This window comes from Amycolatopsis sp. NPDC003731 (genome assembly GCF_053586895.1).
The window spans coordinates 1-17036 of record NZ_JBSFNC010000062.1 but is presented as its reverse complement, the minus strand read 5'-3'; the positions used below and the strand labels follow the sequence as shown (position 1 = coordinate 17036).

General features: G+C 71.7%; 14 protein-coding genes. 6 read left to right on the top strand and 8 right to left on the bottom strand.

What is annotated here, in order from left to right:
• The first annotated feature begins 7 nt into the window (after positions 1-7).
• Positions 8-496: a putative immunity protein gene (locus tag ACWDN5_RS24890; protein WP_449677931.1), complete on the top strand. Its 489-nt coding sequence runs from the start codon at positions 8-10 to the stop codon at positions 494-496.
• 5 nt (positions 497-501) lie between these two features.
• On the opposite strand, the gene ACWDN5_RS24885 is transcribed toward ACWDN5_RS24890, so the two are convergent.
• The 5 genes from ACWDN5_RS24885 to pdhA are packed head-to-tail and all read right to left on the bottom strand — an operon-like array spanning position 502 to position 5326.
• On the bottom strand, positions 502-1503 hold the full coding sequence (locus ACWDN5_RS24885) for a hypothetical protein (RefSeq protein WP_449677930.1): 1002 nt from the start codon (positions 1501-1503) through the stop codon (positions 502-504).
• On the bottom strand, positions 1479-2027 hold the full coding sequence (locus ACWDN5_RS24880; RefSeq protein WP_449677929.1) for a hypothetical protein: 549 nt from the start codon (positions 2025-2027) through the stop codon (positions 1479-1481). The genes ACWDN5_RS24885 and ACWDN5_RS24880 overlap by 25 nt, the downstream gene beginning before the upstream one ends.
• Before the next feature lie 53 nt (positions 2028-2080).
• Positions 2081-3262, bottom strand: coding sequence for a dihydrolipoamide acetyltransferase family protein (locus ACWDN5_RS24875; RefSeq protein WP_449677928.1), 1182 nt, complete (start codon positions 3260-3262; stop codon positions 2081-2083).
• Entirely contained in the window at positions 3255-4250 is a 996-nt protein-coding gene (locus tag ACWDN5_RS24870; protein ID WP_449677927.1) for an alpha-ketoacid dehydrogenase subunit beta, read from the bottom strand. Before ACWDN5_RS24870 ends, ACWDN5_RS24875 begins: the two co-directional genes overlap by 8 nt.
• A complete protein-coding gene (gene pdhA, locus ACWDN5_RS24865; protein WP_449677926.1) occupies positions 4250-5326 on the bottom strand; it encodes a pyruvate dehydrogenase (acetyl-transferring) E1 component subunit alpha in 1077 nt (358 codons plus the stop codon). Before pdhA ends, ACWDN5_RS24870 begins: the two co-directional genes overlap by 1 nt.
• Before the next feature lie 134 nt (positions 5327-5460).
• Between pdhA and ACWDN5_RS24860 the strand changes: the two genes are divergently transcribed.
• The 5 genes from ACWDN5_RS24860 (at position 5461) to ACWDN5_RS24840 (ending at position 12988) form a co-directional block, all read left to right on the top strand.
• Positions 5461-5937, top strand: a complete 477-nt coding sequence (locus tag ACWDN5_RS24860) for an Lrp/AsnC family transcriptional regulator (RefSeq protein WP_449677947.1) — start codon at positions 5461-5463, stop codon at positions 5935-5937.
• Positions 5938-6235: 298 nt separating this feature from the next.
• Positions 6236-8827, top strand: a complete 2592-nt coding sequence (locus ACWDN5_RS24855; RefSeq protein ID WP_310967289.1) for a glycoside hydrolase family 3 protein — start codon at positions 6236-6238, stop codon at positions 8825-8827.
• 60 nt (positions 8828-8887) lie between these two features.
• On the top strand, positions 8888-10486 hold the full coding sequence (locus ACWDN5_RS24850) for a DUF885 domain-containing protein (RefSeq protein WP_449677925.1): 1599 nt from the start codon (positions 8888-8890) through the stop codon (positions 10484-10486).
• Positions 10487-10539: 53 nt separating this feature from the next.
• Positions 10540-11235, top strand: a complete 696-nt coding sequence (locus ACWDN5_RS24845) for a response regulator transcription factor (protein ID WP_310967286.1) — start codon at positions 10540-10542, stop codon at positions 11233-11235.
• Positions 11225-12988, top strand: coding sequence for a sensor histidine kinase (locus ACWDN5_RS24840; protein ID WP_449677924.1), 1764 nt, complete (start codon positions 11225-11227; stop codon positions 12986-12988). Before ACWDN5_RS24845 ends, ACWDN5_RS24840 begins: the two co-directional genes overlap by 11 nt.
• On the opposite strand, the gene ACWDN5_RS24835 is transcribed toward ACWDN5_RS24840, so the two are convergent.
• The 3 genes from ACWDN5_RS24835 to ACWDN5_RS24825 form a co-directional block, all read right to left on the bottom strand.
• Positions 12967-14118, bottom strand: coding sequence for a 4-hydroxybenzoate 3-monooxygenase (locus tag ACWDN5_RS24835; protein ID WP_449677923.1), 1152 nt, complete (start codon positions 14116-14118; stop codon positions 12967-12969). The two genes, ACWDN5_RS24840 and ACWDN5_RS24835, sit on opposite strands and share 22 nt — an antisense overlap.
• 73 nt (positions 14119-14191) lie before the next feature.
• A complete protein-coding gene (locus ACWDN5_RS24830) occupies positions 14192-14947 on the bottom strand; it encodes an IclR family transcriptional regulator (protein ID WP_449677922.1) in 756 nt (251 codons plus the stop codon).
• 45 nt (positions 14948-14992) lie between these two features.
• Positions 14993-16756, bottom strand: a complete 1764-nt coding sequence (locus tag ACWDN5_RS24825) for a chitinase (protein ID WP_310967278.1) — start codon at positions 16754-16756, stop codon at positions 14993-14995.
• Positions 16757-17036: the final 280 nt, after the last annotated feature.

Below are 17036 nucleotides of genomic sequence, written 5' to 3'. Positions count from 1 at the left end.
CAGGGGCATGGAGCTGGACCTCGACGAACTGCGGGCCTTGACGAGCTGGGCCGCCGCCTGCGCCGAACGCGTGTTGCCGCTGATCCCGGACGACCCCCGCCCGGCCGCGGCGATCACGGCGGCCCGGGAGTTCGCCGCGGGCGGTCCGCGCACCAAGGCCCTGCGCACTGCGGCGTGGGCCGCACTGGCGGCCGCAGGCTCGGCCCCCGACCCGGCGGCTTCCGCGGCGGCGCGGGCCGCGGTCGGCGCGGCGGGTGCGGCGTACCTGCATCCGCTGGAGTCACCGCACCAGGTGAAGCACATCGTGGGCCCGGCCCAGCAGGCGGCGTTGGCGCGCGAACTGGCGGGCGGCTCCGCGGAGGCGGAGGTCGAGTGGGCGCTTTCGCAGGCCCCACCGGAGGTCCGCGTCCTCCTGCACAAGTTCCCGCCGGGCAAACCGGGCAAAACCCGCCTCGGCGAGCTGCACCACCGGCTGGAGTCGGCCCTCCGCGACTGAACCGCCTACAGCGAGAGGTCGTCCAAGTCGGACTCCAGCCTCGCCCGCCAGGTCCACCGCCGTTCCGTCGTGTCCGCGTCCTCGCCCGCGGGCGGGCCCAGCGGCAGGGCCGGGTCGGCGACCCCGAACGTCACCCGGTACGCCAGCACCGACGCGGCCGTCCGGATCCAGGCGTCACCCGATGTCCCCGACGGCGGCGCCACCCCCAGCGCGTGCCCGAACCACGTCGGCAGCAGCGCGTTCGAGCCCAGCGCGTCCGTGATCCGCGTCCGCAACCGGACCTGCAGGTCGTGCCACGCGCGCTCGGCCCGCTCCAGCTGCGGGACCACGCGCGCCTCGACCGCGTCCGCCTCGCGCAGCGCCAGCCGCGCCTTCTCCGCCGCCGCCGAGGCCGCCGGGATCTCCTCGTCCAGCAGCGTCCGGCGCCGCGTCGACAAGGCCCGCAACGACGACTCCGCGTCGCCCCGGGCCCGGGACGCTCGCTCCGTCGACGCCAGGACGCGCACCACCTCCAGCAGGTCGGTGTCGCACCGGGAAAGCGCCGATCGCACCGAGCCGAGGTGCGCGATCTCCTCCTCGTACCGCGCGCGCTGCTCCTTCGTGACCAGCTCCTTGTGCAGATCGTCCCAGCGCGCCGCCTCCGCCGCGAGGGCCCGCGTCTCCGGGCCGACGTCGTCGAGGTTCACCTGCGGGACGCCGTCGGACACGCGGACCGCGCGCTCCAGGACGCGGACCTGCTGCTGCAGCCGCTCCAGCTGCCGGCCGAGGCGGTCGATCCGGTCGTCCTGGCGGTCCGGGCCGCCGCTCTCGAGCCGCTCGGTCAGCTCGGCGACGTCCTGGCCCAGGCGGTCGCCGGCCTCGCGCAGCCCGTCGACCGCCGTGAACAGCTCGTCGAGGTCGCGCCGGGTGGGGTCGACGGCGTCCGGGTAGTCGTACTCCTGCGTGAACTCCGGGTCGTCGCCGTAAGTCGCGTAGCCGTGGCTCATGGCGTCCGGCTTTCCCGCCACAGCAGCGCGATCGTGCCCGCGGCACCCAGCGCCGCCAGGACCGTGCAGACCACCGCCCCGGACCACGGGACCAGGGCGAGCACCAGCACTGACGCCGTGACGCTGCCCGCCCACGCCGCCCGGGTCCGTTCGCGGATCACCGCCCCGGCCCGGCGGACCGGCGCGAAGCCGACCCACAGGCCCGCACCGAACAGCGGGGCCAGGACCAGCAGCCACACCGGCGAAAGCACTTCGAACAGCACCAGCGCCGCGGAAACCAGCGGCACCAGCACCGGCGCGGCCGCGAGCCAGACGACCGCACGCTGGGTCGCCGCGTGCCGGGATTCGAGCTCGGCGTCGGCGAGCCGCCGCTTGGCCTCGTCGAACGCCAGCTCGGCGTCGAGCAGCCGGTGGGCGTTCGCCACGAGCTCGTCCATCGCCTCGACGTCCCCGGGCGGGGTCGCGAGCCCGTCCCGCAGGTCCTGCTTGAGCCGGGCGACGCGCCCCTCCGCGAGGTCGCGGTCGTGCTGGGCCGGTGTCGTCACGCGACCACTGTAAGTGCCACGGCCGTCACGACCGGCCAATGCGCCCGGTGCGTCTACAAATCACCGAGGGCGGTGACCGGCGACTCCACGCAGTCGGCGACGAATCGCAGGAACCCGCCCGCCGTGCCGCCGTCGCAGACGCGGTGGTCGAACGCCAGGGTCAGCTCGCAGATCTTCCGCGCCGCCAAGGCGCCGTCGACCACCCACGGCCGGTCGATGATCCGGCCGATGCCGAGGATCGCCGCCTCGGGGTGGTTGATGATCGCGGCCGAGCCGTCGACGCCGAACACGCCGTAGTTGTTGACGGTGAAGGTGCCGCCGGTGAGGTCCGCGGGCGCGAGCTTGCCCTCCCGCGCGGTGCGGGCGCGGTCGCCGATCGCCGCCGACAGGTCCCGCGTCGACAGCGCCCCGGCGTCCCGCACCACCGGCACGACCAGGCCGCGGTCGGTCTGCGCGGCGAAGCCGAGGTGGATCTCGTCCAGCAGGACGATCTCGTCGCCCTCGACGCGGGAATTCAGCTCGGGGTACCGGCGCAGCCCCGCGACGGCGAACCGCGCGATCAGGCCGAGCAGGCTGACCGGCCGGTCGCTCTTGGCGTTCAGCGCGGCCCGCGCGGCGACCAGCTCAGTCGCGTCGACGTCCACCCAGACCGTGGCTTCCGGGATTTCGCGCCGGGACGTCGAAAGCTTGTCGGCGACGGCTTTGCGCACGCCGGTGAGCGGGATGCGCCGGCCCTTCGAGCCGGTCTTCTTCAGCGCCGCTTCGACGTCGGCGCGGCGGATGATGCCGTCCGGACCGCCCGGGGTGACCTTCGCGAGGTCGATCCCGTTGTCGGCGGCCAGTTTCCGGACGAACGGCGAGATCACGCCGGGCTGCTTCGGCCGCGTGGGCGCGGTGCCGCTCACCGGACGCCGGGCCCGCTTGCGCCGGGTCGTCGGCGCGGTGCCGTAGCCGATGAGGACGTTGCCGCTCCCGGAAGACGTCGTGACGCCTGGTTCCGCGAAGCCGCCGACGGTCAGCAGCGGCGCGCCGACCGGCAGCAGCTGCCCCGGCTCGCCGTGCAGCGCGGACACCACGCCGGCGAACGGCACCGGCACCTCGACGGCCGCCTTCGCCGTCTCGACCTCGACGACGACCTGGTCGACGGCGACGGTGTCGCCGACCTCGACCCGCCAGTCCACGATCGCCGCCTCGGTCAGGCCTTCGCCGAGGTCCGGCAGCAGGAAGTCAGGCACCGGCCACCACCGGCGTGTCGTCCCACTGCAGGCGCGCGATCGTGTCGAGGATCCGGTCGACGTCGGGCAGCTGGTGGCGCTCGAGCTTCGGCGCCGGGTACGGGATGTCGAGCCCGGTGACCCGCAGGACGGGCGCGTGCAGCTGGTGGAAGCACTGCTCGGTGACCCGCGCGACGACCTCGGCGCCGTACCCGCCGAACCCGGCGGCCTCGTGCACCACGACCGCCCGCCCGGTGCGGCGGACCGAAGCCGTGACGGTCTCGTCGTCGAACGGCGCCAGCGAGCGCAGGTCGACGACCTCGACGTCCCAGCCCTCGGCCTTCGCCGCTTCGGCGGTTTCCAGCGCGGTGGCGACCATCGGGCCGTAGGCGATGAGCGTGACGTCCTTGCCGTGGCGGCGGACCAGGGCCTGGTCCATGGCCGGGCCGGAGCGGGTGAAGGTGACCTCTTCGCTCGACCAGTAGCGGCACTTCGGCTCGAGGAAGATGACCGGGTCGGGTGACTCGATGGCGTCGCGGAGCAGGTCGTAGGCGTCCTGCGCGGTGCCCGGCGTGACGACGCGCAGGCCGGGTGTGTGCGTGTAGTAGGCCTCGCTGGAGTCGCAGTGGTGCTCGACGCCGCCGATGCCGCCGGCGTACGGGATCCGGATGACCATGGGCAGGTGCAGCGCACCCCGGGTGCGGTTGCGCAGCTTCGCGACGTGCGAGGTGATCTGCTCGAACGCGGGGTAGGCGAAGGCGTCGAACTGCATTTCGACGACCGGGCGGAAGCCGCCCATGGCCATTCCGACGGCGAACCCGACGATGCCGGACTCGGCCAGGGGGGTGTCGAAGCAGCGGTCCTCGCCGAAGTCGGCGGTGATGCCGTCGGTGACGCGGAAGACGCCGCCGAGGGTGCCGACGTCCTCGCCGAAGACGAGGACGCGGTCGTCGTCCTTGAGGGCGTCGCGCAGGGCGGCGTTGAGGGCCTGCGCCATGGTGGTCGTCATCAGGCCTCCAGTTCGGCTGCGAGGGTGGCGCGCTGGGCTTCGAGCTGACGGGTCGGTTCGGCGTAGACGTGGTCGAACAGCGACAGCGGGTCGAGCTCGGGCTCGGCGTTGAGGGTGTCGCGGACGGACTGGGCGAACACCTCGGCGTCGGCCGCGAACCGCTCGATTTCGTCGTCCTGGAGGACGTTTCGGCTCTTGAGGTAGGTCTCGAGCCGCTTGAGCGGGTCCGCTTCGCGCCACTTCGCGACTTCGTCGGCGTCGCGGTAGCGGGTGGCGTCGTCGGCGTTGGTGTGGGCGTCGATGCGGTAGGTGTGCGCCTCGACGAGGACGGGGCCGTGGCCTTCGCGCGCGTGCTTCACGGCGTCGTCGAGGACGGCCAGCACGGCGACGGCGTCGTTGCCGTCAACCTGCTCGGAGCGCATGCCGTAGCCGACACCCTTGTACGCCAGCGCTTCGGCGGCGCTCTGCTTCTCGAAGGGCACCGAGATGGCGAAGCGGTTGTTCTGCACGAAGAAGACGACAGGCGCCTTGAAGACGGCCGCGAAGTTGAGCGCTTCGTGGAAGTCGCCTTCGCTGGTGGCGCCGTCTCCGATGAAGGCCAGCGCGACGGCGTCTTCGCCGCGTCGTTGCATCGCGTGCGCGAGGCCGGCGGCGTGGAGCGTCTGCGTCGCGAGCGGAGTGCATTGAGGCGCTACGCGCGTCTCGACCGGGTTGTAGCCGCAGTGCGCGTCGCCGCGAAGGAGCGTCAGGACTTCGCCGGGCTTCAGGCCGCGGGCGACGAGGGCGACGGAGTCGCGGTAGGTCGGGAAGAGCCAGTCCTGGGTGTCGAGGGCCAGCGCGGCGGCGACCTGGCAGGCTTCCTGGCCGGCGCTGGAGGGGTACACGGCGAGGCGGCCCTGCTTGGTGAGCGCGGTCGCCTGCACGTCGAACCGGCGGCCCAGGACCATCAGCCGGTAGGCCTCCTTGAGCCGCTCTCCGGCCGGTTCGCCGTAGCCGCCGGCTTGGTCGGCACGGCTTCCGTCCTCGGCGACGAACCGCACCGGGGCAGCGGACGGCAGCAGGGTCTCCACAGCCATGACGCACACCACCTCTCCCAGACATATGATGCTGAAATGGTGGTTCGCGGCGGCGTTGTGTTCAAGGGTTGGCGGAAATGAGCGACAAAAGGTCTCCTGCGACGGCTTCTGGTGACCAAACGTCCACGGGGGTCCTGGCTCACGGGGGTCTCCCGGGACGAACGGTCCCGGCGCTGGACGACGTCGACCGGGCGATGCTGGTGGAGCTGTCGGCGGACGGCCGCCTGGCGGTGCGCGCGCTGGCGGAACGGCTCCACATCTCGCGGACGAACGCGTACGCGCGACTGGAGCGGCTGATGGCGGAGGGGGTGATCACGGGCTTCGGCGCGCGGATCGATCCCCGCCGGGCGGGTCTGGGGACGTCGGCGTACATCATGGTGACGGTGGAGCAGACGTCCTGGCGCACGATGGCGACGGACCTGCACGAGATCCCGTACGTGGACCACGTGGCCCTGGTGGGTGGCGACTTCGACATCCTGCTGCTGGTCCGGACGCCGGACAACTCGACGTTGCGGGACGTGGTCCTGGAGCGGCTGCAGGCACTGGAGGGGGTCCGGTCGACGCGGACGTGGCTGATCTTCGAGGAGCTGCCGGGCTCGGTGCTGAGCTGAGGTCCGCGCGGCCGAATTCGTCGATTTCACCACCGCACCTCCGCCGAACGGGCAAAACCCCTGCCCGCAAGCACCCTTGCCGCCGAAACCGCCGAGAGCTAGACAGGACAGCAAGTCACCAGGTCGCCGGACGACTCTTATTTTATGTCGAGAAATAACTACCCCGAAACCTATTGACTCCCTCCCCGTCGCCCGGTGAGGATCGGCCGGTCCGCCGTTCATCGCAGAATGGACCAGACCTATGGCCAGAAGATCCCGCGCGTGGTCCCGTGCGCGCCGAAGTTCGCTCGTCACACTGGTGAGCCTGAGCCTGCTGGGCGGGGTCGCCCAGGCGGCGCCCGTCCAGGCCGCCGAGCCGCCGCAGCCCGTCATCGGGCAGCCCGCCAAGGACAAGGACGGCTGCGCCCGGATCGAGAAGAGCCTGCCGACCCTCGCGGACTGGCCGAAGGTCGACAGCCGGTTCAAGGGGAAGGCCGGCGACGAGCAGCGGATCGCCGAAATCCTCAAAGGCATGACTCTGGAGGAAAAAGTCGGGCAGATGACGCAGCCCGAGATCGCCGCCATCACGCCCGACGAGGTCCGCCAGTACGCCATCGGCTCGGTCCTCAACGGCGGCGGCTCGTGGCCCGGCGGCAAGAAGAACGCCACCCAGCAGGACTGGCTGAACCTCGCCGACGCCTTCTGGAACGCCTCCAAGACCAGCCGGACGAAGATCCCCGTGATCTGGGGCATCGACGCCGTGCACGGCAACAACAACGTCTACGGCGCCACCGTCTTCCCGCACAACATCGGCCTCGGCGCCGCGCACGACCCGTGCCTGGTCCGGGACGTCGCCGGCGCCACCGCCCGGCAGATCCGCGCCACCGGCCAGGACTGGGCCTTCTCGCCCACCCTCGCCGTCGTCCAGGACGACCGCTGGGGCCGCACCTACGAGGGCTTCTCCGAGGACCCGCGCATCACGCGCTCCTACGGCTTCGAGGCCATCAACGGCCTCCAGGACGGCGCCACCAAGCGCATCGGCTACAACGGCGTCATCGCCACCGCCAAGCACTTCATCGGCGACGGCGGCACGCTGAAGGGCCAGGACCAGGGCGTCAACCCGTCGTCCGAAGCGGACATGATCAACATCCACGGCCAGGGCTACTACGGCGCGCTCGCCGCCGGCTCCCAGACCGTGATGGTGTCGTTCAACAGCTGGACCAACGCCGACCTCGGCATCAACGAGGGCAAGCTGCACGGCAGCGATAAGGCGCTGAACCAGATCCTCAAGGGCAAGATGGGCTTCGACGGCCTGGTCGTGTCCGACTGGAACGGCATCGGCCAGGTCACCGGCTGCACGAACTCCTCGTGCCCGCAGGCGATCAACGCCGGCATCGACATCGTGATGGTGCCGAACGACTGGAAGGCGTTCATCACCAACACCGTCGCCCAGGTGCAGAGCGGCCAGATCCCGATGTCCCGGATCGACGACGCCGTCACCCGCATCCTGCGCGTCAAGCTGCGTGACGGCCTGTTCGAGTCGCAGAAGCCGTCCGACCGGTCCTACGCGAACTCCGACGAGGCGCTGAAGGACAACTGGCTGGCGCGCGACGCCGTCCGCGAGTCGCAGACGCTGCTGAAGAACAACGGCAACGTGCTGCCGCTCAAGCCGGCGTCGAAGGTCCTGGTGGTCGGCAAGAGCGCCGACAACATCCAGAACCAGACCGGCGGCTGGACGCTCAGCTGGCAGGGCACCGGCAACACGAACGCCGACTTCCCGAACGCCACGTCGATCCTGACCGGCATCAAGCAGAACCTGGGCGACGCCAACGTCACCTTCGACGCCACCGGCAACGTCGACCCGAAGGGCTTCGACGCGGTCATCGCGGTCATCGGCGAGACGCCGTACGCCGAGGGTGTCGGCGACCTGACCCGCAAGTCGCTCGAAGCGGCGCGGCTCTACCCCGAGGACCTGGCCGTGCTGGACAAGGTCAGCGGCAAGGGCACCCCGGTCGTCACCGTGTACGTCGGCGGCCGCCCGCTGTACATGAACAAGGAGATCAACCGCTCTGACGCGTTCGTGGCGGCCTGGCTGCCCGGCACCGAGGGCGGCGGCGTCGCGGACATGCTGGTCAAGGGCAAGGACGGCACGGGCTACCAGGGCACGCTGTCGTACTCGTGGCCGAAGAGCGCCTGCCAGTCGCCGCTCAACCCGTGGTCGCCGGACTACGACCCGCTGTTCAAGCTGGGCTACGGCCTGAAGAGCGGCCAGCGCGTCACGGTCGGCCAGCTGGACGAGACGTCCGGCCCGGCGTCCTGCGGGGCGACCGGTGGCGGCGGGACCGCGACCGAGGACCTGTCGATCTACGACCGCACCGACGTGCCGCCGTACACGAGCCAGATCGGCTCGGCGGAGAACTGGGGCGGCACGGTGATCGGCCCGGACGGCACGGCGTCGCACACCGAGATCAACGTCGTCCCGACGGACGTCAACGTGCAGGGCGACGGCCTGAAGGCCACCTGGACGGGGGCGGGAGCGGCCCAGCTGTACATGCAGAACACGGCGGGCACCAACGACCTGCGCGGCTACCTCAACGCGAACGCGGCGCTGGAGTTCGACACGACCGTGCAGCAGGCCCCGGCCAATAGGACGGTGATCAGCATGCACTGCGTGTACCCGTGCTTCAGCGAGGTGAACGCGACCAAGCTGTTCACCGATCTGGCGGGCGGCCCGAAGACGACGGTGAAGATCCCGGTGTCCTGCTTCGACAACGGGCTGGACTTCGAGCACATCAACACCCCGTTCCTGGTGTACACGGACGGCCCGTTCCAGGCGTCGTTCGCGAACGTGCGATGGGTGCCGCAAGGGGCGAAGGATCCTGATGCGAGACCTTGTTCGAGCTTGACCTGACGGCGACCGGGCCGGGAGCGATCCGCTCCCGGCCCGGTTCGTTTCCGGCACGATGAAGAAGTGACCCTCGCCGACGAGCTCCTCCACGTCCTGGCCACCTGGTCCCCCCTCGAAGCGACCTACGCCGGTATCCCCGGGTACGACCACGAACTCCCCGACCCCAGCGAACCCGGCCACGCCCGCCTGCGCGCGGAAGCCGCCGGCATCCTCGACCGGGCCCGGGCCGCCACCGACCCCGATCGCGTGACGCTGGGCGTCGTCGTGCAGCAGGCCGAAGCGCTCATCACCCGGATCGACACCCGCCTCGTCGAGTGCACCCTCGCCGATCCCCTGTACGCCGCCGGCATGTCGCACCTGGCCTTCCTGCCGCAGCTCGAGCCCGCCGGCGCGCAGGCCGAGGAGGACTTCCTGACCCGGCTCGCCGCCTTCCCCGCCTTCTACGGCGCCCTCGCCGAACGGCAACGCGGCGGGCGGCCGCCCGTCGACCGCATGGCGCGGAACGCGATCGGCTTCCTCGACCGGTTCCTCGCGCTGGACACGCCCTTCCCCCAGGAGCTCGGTGCGCGCCGCGACGAACTGGTCGACGGCGCGGTGCGGCCGTCGCTGGCCCGCTACCGCGAGTTCCTCGCCACCGAGGTCGCCGGCCGCGGCCGGTCCGACGAGGAGTCCGGCCTCTGCTGGCTCGAAGACGGCGAAGCGGACTACGCCGCCCTGGTGCGCATGCACACGACGACCGGCCACACCCCCGCCGAACTGCACCAGCTGGGCCGGGACGTGCTGGCGGAGCTCGATGCCGAGTACGCCGAGCTCGGCGGCCGGGTGTTCGGGCTGACCGACCCGGCCGAGGTGCGCCGCCGGCTGCGCAGCGACGAGAGCCTCCGCTGGCGCGACGCCGAGGAGATGCTCGAAACCGCGCGGAACGCCGTCGCCCGCGCGACCGCCGCCGCGCCCGGCTGGTTCCCGCGCGTGCCGAAGGCCGAGTGCGTCGTGAAGAAGGTGCCGGACGCCGAAGCCCCGGTCGCCGCGGCCGCGTACTACATGCCGCCCGCACCCGACGGTTCCCGCCCGGGCGTCTACTTCACCAACACCCACGACGTGCACACGCGCGACCGGTTCATCGCCGAGACCGTCGCGTTCCACGAAGCCGTGCCCGGCCACCACTTCGCGGAGTCGCTGGCGCTCGAGCTGCCCGGGCTGCCGCGGCTGCGGCGGATCGCGCTGGTCACCGCCTACGACGAAGGCTGGGCGCTCTACACCGAGCGGCTCGCCGCCGAAATGGGCCTGTTCTCCAGCGATCTGATGCGGCTCGGCATGGTCGCCGAGGAGTCGGTCCGCGCGGCCCGGCTGGTGGCCGACACCGGCCTGAACGCCCTGCGCTGGACGCGGGAGCGGTGCACCGCGTTCCTGCGCGCGCACACCGTGCTCAGCGAGGTCGAAGTGCAGTCCGAGGCGGACCGGTACGTCGAAGAGCCCGGCCAGGCCCTGGCCTACCTGACCGGCCGGCGCGAGATCCAGCGCCTGCGCCGGTTCGCCGAAGAAACCCTCGGCGACGGCTTCGACCTCAAGGAGTTCCACGGCGTCGTGCTCGGCAGCGGGAAGCTGCCGCTCACCGTGCTGGACGACGTCGTCCGCGGCTGGGTCGGCCGCGCCAAGGTGTGAAGATCCGGTCAGGATGCGGTGGCCGCGGTGTCAAGACGCCTACCCTCGACGCCGTGTGCGCACGTGTACTGGTCGCGGAGGACGACGAGAAGCAGGCCGAGGTCCTCCGGCTCTACCTCGAAAGCGAAGGCCACACCGTGGTGCTGGCCCCCGACGGCCGGGCGGCGCTCGACGAGGCCCGCCGCGACCGGCCCGACCTGCTGGTCCTCGACGTGATGATGCCGAAGGTCGACGGCCTCGACGTCTGCCGGATCCTGCGGCAGGAGTCCGACGTCGCCGTGCTGATGCTCACCGCCCGCGCCACCGAGGACGACCTGCTGCTCGGCCTCGACCTCGGCGCCGACGACTACCTGACCAAGCCGTACAGCCCGCGCGAGCTGATGGCCCGGGTCCGGACGCTGCTGCGGCGCACCGCCGGCCGCCGCGAACCGCCCGACACGGCGTTGCGCGCCGGCGGCCTGCGGCTCGACCCGGTGCGGCACGAGGTGTCGGTCGGCGGCCGCCCGGTCGAGACGACCCCCGGCGAGTTCCAGCTGCTGGAGACGCTGATCCGGCAGCCGGGCCGGGTGTTCACCCGCCGCCAGCTGCTCGAGCTGACCCGCGGCGACGACCGGTTCGTCAGCACCCGGATCATCGACGTCCACGTGCTCAACCTGCGCAAGAAGCTCGAACCGGACCCGCAGAAGCCGGTGTACCTGCGGACCGTCTTCGGCGTCGGCTACAAGCTGACGGCGGAAAATGACACGTAGCTTCCCCCGCCGGCGCAGTCTCGTCGTCCGGCTCACCGCCGTCTCGCTGCTCATCGCGCTCGCCTCCATCGCGGCGACCGCGTGGCTCGCCGTGCAGACGACCACCCGGGCGATCCAGCAGGAGCAGGGCCAGGCGCTCTCCGGCGACGCGACGATCTACACCGAGCTGCTCGGCTTCGCCGCGGTGAACCACACGTGGGACCAGGTCGGCCCCCGGCTGCGGGCGCTGTCGGAGCAGACCGGCCGCCGGGTCGTGCTGACCACCCTCGACCGGCACGTCCTCGGCGACTCCGGCGGCGCGCCGGTCACCCTGCCGGTCAAGGCGACCGCGTCGGTCGACCCGCTGCACGTCGACCCGGTGCTGCTGCCCCAGGCCGGGACGAGCGGCATCGACCCGCGCGCGGTCGGCCCGTTCAAGCTGCCGCCGTCCGAACGCGAGGAACTGACCGCGCTGGCCAGGAAGGCCACCGCCTGCCTCGCCTCGCTCGGCCTCCCCGGCCAGGTGCAGGACTCACCGAGCGGGCGGCCGCAGCTGGCCGGGCTCGACCCGCTGTCCGCCCGCTACTACGCGGCCAAGTGCGGGCTGTTCGAGCTGGCCTTCCCCACCCCGACCGAGCAGGCCGCGCTCACGAGCCTGAACGAGGCCGTCAACCGCTGCCTGCAGAACCAGGGCGGCGGAGAGGTGAAACTGGACCTCGACCTGCAGGCTCGCGACGTCCCCGACCAGCGGCCCACTCAGGGCTGCCTCGACTCGGCCCGGCGCGATCAGCTCACGCCGTACGTCGCGCCGCCGGCGCTGCTGTTCACGCTCGGCCCGGGCGGGTCGCCGCTGCCGACGTTCACGCTGTCGAAGGAGAACCTGACCCGGATCCTCGCGGTGACCGGGGGCGTGCTGGCGCTGGCCGTCGCGCTCACCGCGCTGGTCGCGCTCCGGCTGTCCCGCCCGCTGCGGGCCCTGACCGAGGCCGCGAAGCAGGACCGGCCGGCGCCGGTGAAGTCCCGCGACGAGGTCGGCTACCTCGCCGCCGCGTTCAACGACCTCACCGCGCGACGTGAACGCATCGAGGAGCAGCGCAAGGCGATGGTCAGCGACATCGCCCACGAGCTGCGCAACCCGCTCAACGTCATCCGCGGCCGGCTGGAGGCCGCCGAAGACGGGCACCTGCCGTTCGATCGGGCCCTGACCGCGTCGCTGCTCGAAGAGACCGTGCTGCTGCAGCACATCGTCGACGACCTGCAGGACCTCGCGGCGGCCGACGCCGGGCAGCTGCGCCTGCACCCCGAGCCCGTCGACGCGGCGGAGCTCGCGGGCCACGTCGCCGCGGCACTCGCCGACCGCGCCGCCGCGGCCGGGGTCACCCTCACCGTGTCCGCCACCGGCGACTGCGCGCTGGAGGCCGACCCGGTGCGGCTGCGGCAGGTCGTCGGCAACCTGGTGACGAACGCGATCCGCCACACGCCGGCCGGCGGCCGGGTGACGATCCGGGTTTCGTCCACTGTGGACGAGGTGACGCTCGCCGTGGCGGACACCGGGACCGGCATCGCCGCCGAGGACCTGCCGCACGTGTTCGACCGGTTCTGGCGGGCCGAGAAGTCCCGCAGCCGCCAGACCGGCGGCAGCGGGCTCGGCCTCGCCATCGTGCGCCACCTGGTGCAGGCCCACGCCGGGACGGTGACCGCGGAGTCCGAAGTGGACGCCGGATCGACGTTCACCGTCCGGCTGCCGGTGTCCTACAGGGGCAGGCCGGCGTAGTTCTCGGCCAGCTCGGTCTTCGCGGCCGCCGAGGTCACCGTGCGGTGCAGCTGCGAGAGCTGGAGCTGGGCGTCGAAGTCGTCGCCGTGGCGGTGCAGCATCGAGGTCATCCACCAGGAGAAGTGCGTGCAGCGCCAGACCCGCCGCAAGGCCGTCTCCGAATAGGCGGCCACGAGTTCGTCGTTCCCGCGGAAGGACGCCGTCAGCGCCTTGGCCAGCAGGGCGACGTCCGCGACCGCCAGGTTCAGCCCCTTCGCCCCGGTCGGCGGCACGATGTGCGCCGCGTCCCCGGCCAGGTAGAGGTTCCCGTGCCGCATCGGGGTGGTCACGAAGCTGCGCATCGGCAGGACGCTCTTCTCCGTGATCGGCCCGGTTTCCAGGGTCCACCCCGGGACGCCGAGCCGTTCGGACAGCGCCGTCCAGATCCGGTCGTCGCTCCACCCGGCGATGTCTTCGTCCGGGGCGACCTGCAGGTAGAAGCGGCTCACCCGCGGCGAACGCATGCTGTGCATCGCGAACCCGTCCGGGTGCCAGGCGTAGATCAGCTCGTCGGTCGACGGGGCGACGTCGGCCAGCACGCCCAGCCACGCGAACGGGTAGGCCCGCTCCCAGACCCGCGGCTCGGGGATCGACGCGCGGCTCGGCCCGTGGAAGCCGTCGCAGCCGACGACGACGTCGGCGTCGATCCGCCGCGCCCGGCCGTCACTGTCCACAAAGGTCACGTGCGGTTCGCCGGTGACGTCGTGGAGCGTGACGTCGGCGGCCGAGTAGTACGCCGGGCGGCCGGCCTTTTCCCGCGCCGCCATCAGGTCCTTGGTCACCTCGGTCTGCCCGTAGACGGTCACCGACCGGCCGATGAGGTCGGTGAAGTCGACGTGGTGCCGGTTTCCCGGCCACTGGAGGTGGATGCCGCGGTGTTCCATGCCCTCGACGTCGAGCCGGGCGCCGAGACCGACCTGCCGCAGCAGTTCGACCGTGCCGGCCTCGAGGATGCCGGCGCGGATGCGCGCCTGGACGTACTCGGCGGTCTGCCGCTCGAGCAGCACCGAGTCGATGCCTTCGAGCCCGAGCAGGTGGGACAGCAGCAGCCCGGCCGGGCCGGCGCCGACGATGACGACCTGGGTGCGCACTGGAGGAGGTCCTTTCCCGCGGGAGAGCCCGAGCATGGATCGGCGGCCCCGCCCGACACTACGGCATTCTCATTCAGTGAGAGAAATTCCCCATCGCCCGTGAAATGCCCCGCGCGGCGGCCTGCAGGGCGGGGATCGGCGCCCGCGCGTTCCGGTCGTTGGGCACGATCACCGACAGCGCGGCGACGACGTCCCCGCCGGGCCCCCGCAGCGGGACGGCGATGCCCGTGGTCTCTTCGTCGATGAAGCCGGCGCAGAACGCGTAGCCGGTGCGCCGGACGTCGGCGAGGAACCGGCGCAGCCGCGCGGGCTCGGTCAGCGTCGTCCGCCGGAACGCTTCCAACGGGCCGGCCAGCACCTGTTCCTGCAGGTCAGCGGGCGCATGGGCGAGCAGCACGAGCCCGGACGAGGAGGCGTGCAGCGGCAGCCGCCCGGCCACCCGCGTCACGTTGAGCGTCGCCCCGGGCGCGGAGAGCCGCTCGACGAACAGCACCTCCCGGTCTTCCAGCACGGCGAGCTGGGTGTGGTGCCCGACGACGGCGTGCAGGTCCTCCATGAACGGCATCGCGGCTTCGCGCAGCCCGAGGGTCGGTGAGGCGCGGGAGGCCAGCTCCCACAGCCGCAGGCCGACGCGCACCCGCCGGTCGGGATCGCGCCGCAGCCAGCCGTGCCCGACGAGCTCTTCGACCAGCCGCGACGCCGTGGCGACGGGCAGGCCGGCCCGCCGGGCGATGTCGGTGACGCGCAGGGCGGGCGTGTCCGGCCCGAAGGTCTCGAAGATCCGGACGACGCGGCTCAGCACGGATTCGCCCTGCGCCGGCTTGACCACGTCGGACAGTGTGCCCCACCCGGGCGGCGGGGCACACTGCCCGCGTCAGGGAAGCGCGTTCAGGAACGGTTCGTGGCTGTTCTGGAACTCCCAGCCGTAGTACTTGTCCCAGTTGATCGACCACGTCATCAGCCCGCGCAGGGCGGGCGAGGTGCCCCCGCGCAGCGTGTACGAGCCACAGCCACTGCCCTTGACCAGGCAGTTCACCGCCGTCTGGACATCGCCGGGCGAGGTGTAGCCGTTGCCGGCACTGACGGCGGCGGGCAGCCCGATGGCGATCTGATCGGGTCGCAGCCCGGGGAAGAACTGCCCGGTGTTGGCCACCGTGAAGCCGGCCTTGAGCATGTCGGTCATGGCGATGTGGAACTCGGCGCCGCCCATGTTGTGGTACTGGTTGTCGAGCCCCATGACGGGGCCGGAGTTGTAGTCCTGGACGTGCAGGACGGTGAGCGAGTCCCGCAGGGCGTGGATGACGGGCAGGTAGGCGCCGGTGCGCGCGTCACCGGCGCCCGAGCCGCCGTAGAACTGGTAGCCGACCTGCACGAAGAAGGTTTCCGGCGCCATGGTGAGCACGAAACCGGAGCCGTACTTGGCCTTGAGCGTCTTCAGCGCGGAGATCAGGTTGACGATGACGGGCGTGGTCGGGTTCCGGAAGTCGGTGTCCCCGGCGTTGAGCGACAGCGAGTGCCCCTCGAAGTCGACGTCGAGGCCGTTGAGGCCGTACTTGTCGATGATGGCGGAGACGGAGCTGACGAACTTGTCCCGCGCGGCGGTGGTCGTCAGCTGCACCTGGCCGTTCTGCCCGCCGATGGAGATGAGCACCTTCTTGCCCTGGGCCTGCTTGGCCTTGATGGCGGCGATGAAGTCGGCGTCGCTCTCGACGTTCGGGCATTCGCCGGCGGGGCACCGGGTGAACCGGATGTCCCCGGAGGTGACGGAGGTCGGTTCCCCGAAGGCGAGATCGATGATGTCCCAGGCCGAGGGGACATCGGCCATCCGGACGTAGCCGGAGCCGTTGGCGAAGCTGGCGTGCAGGTAGCCGACGAGCGCGTGCTTGGGCAGGCCGGTATCGACGCAGCCGGCGGTGCTCCCGGTGGCGGCGGGGCTGCGAGGTGATTCACCGGCACTGTTGTAGGCGGCGACGGTGTAGGTGTGGGTGGTGCAGGGGGTGAGTCCGCCGACGGTGGCGCTGGTACCGGTGACCGTGGCGACGGCGGTGGAGCCTTCGTAGACGCGGTACCCGCTGACGGTCCCGGTGCTTGCCGCCCAGCTCAGGGCGATGGAACTGGTCGTGACGCCGGTGACTTGTGGCGCACCGGGTGAGGAGGGGGTCCCGGGAGTGTTGCCACCGGGGCCGTCGAAGACGACGTCGTCGGCGTAGTAGGTACCGGCGCCGTACCAGCCGTGGAGGTAGAGCTGGGCGGAGGTCTGGTTACCGGTGGTGAAGGTGAGCTGGAGCTGGTTGTAGCCGGAGTTGCCCGACCAGGTCGAGGGGCCGCCGGTGACACCGAGGTAGACGGGATTCCCCCGAACCCAGGCGGAGACGGAGTAGCTGGTGTTGGGTTGAACGGCAACGGTCTGCGAGCACTGAGCGTAATCGGCCCCGACGGGGGTCCCAGCGAGGGCATAGCTGCCGGAGTGGACGGGCGTGCTCACGGCGGTGGCGTTGGCGCAGGTCCAGCCGGAGAGAGAGCCGCCTTCGAACCCGGGGTTGGCGAGAAGGTTGGCGGCCTCGGCCGGGACGGCGAGAAGCCCGGAGAGGGCAAGCAGCAAGGCGGCGAGGATGGCGGAAAGTCGGGAACGCCTCATCGGTCCTCCAGTCGAGGGGAGGCCCTAATTGTCTGGACCAATACGCAAGTTGTCCAGACCAAAAGGAAGGGTTCGCCGCAGGACCGGCCCCCAGCCCGACGCACCAGCCGCCGCCAGGCGGCCGCACAAACCCGCCGCCAGGCGCCCCACCAACCCGCCGCTCGGCGGCCCCACCACCAGGCGCCACCGCCACCCCCGGCACCCCTCCGGCCACACCCCCCTGCCGACCCGATACGCAGCCGCCTCAGCGGCCGGCACGCCGTGTCAAGGCACGCTTTCC

What these genes read in the sequence shown, in the direction of transcription:
- ACWDN5_RS24890 (WP_449677931.1), top strand. Translation starts at nt 8, where the DNA reads ATGGAGCTGGACCTCGACGAACTGCGGGCCTTGACGAGCTGGGCCGCC.
- ACWDN5_RS24870 (WP_449677927.1), bottom strand. Translation starts at nt 4,250, where the DNA reads ATGACGACCACCATGGCGCAGGCCCTCAACGCCGCCCTGCGCGACGCC.
- pdhA (WP_449677926.1), bottom strand. Translation starts at nt 5,326, where the DNA reads ATGGCTGTGGAGACCCTGCTGCCGTCCGCTGCCCCGGTGCGGTTCGTC.
- ACWDN5_RS24840 (WP_449677924.1), top strand. Translation starts at nt 11,225, where the DNA reads ATGACACGTAGCTTCCCCCGCCGGCGCAGTCTCGTCGTCCGGCTCACC.
- ACWDN5_RS24825 (WP_310967278.1), bottom strand. Translation starts at nt 16,756, where the DNA reads ATGAGGCGTTCCCGACTTTCCGCCATCCTCGCCGCCTTGCTGCTTGCC.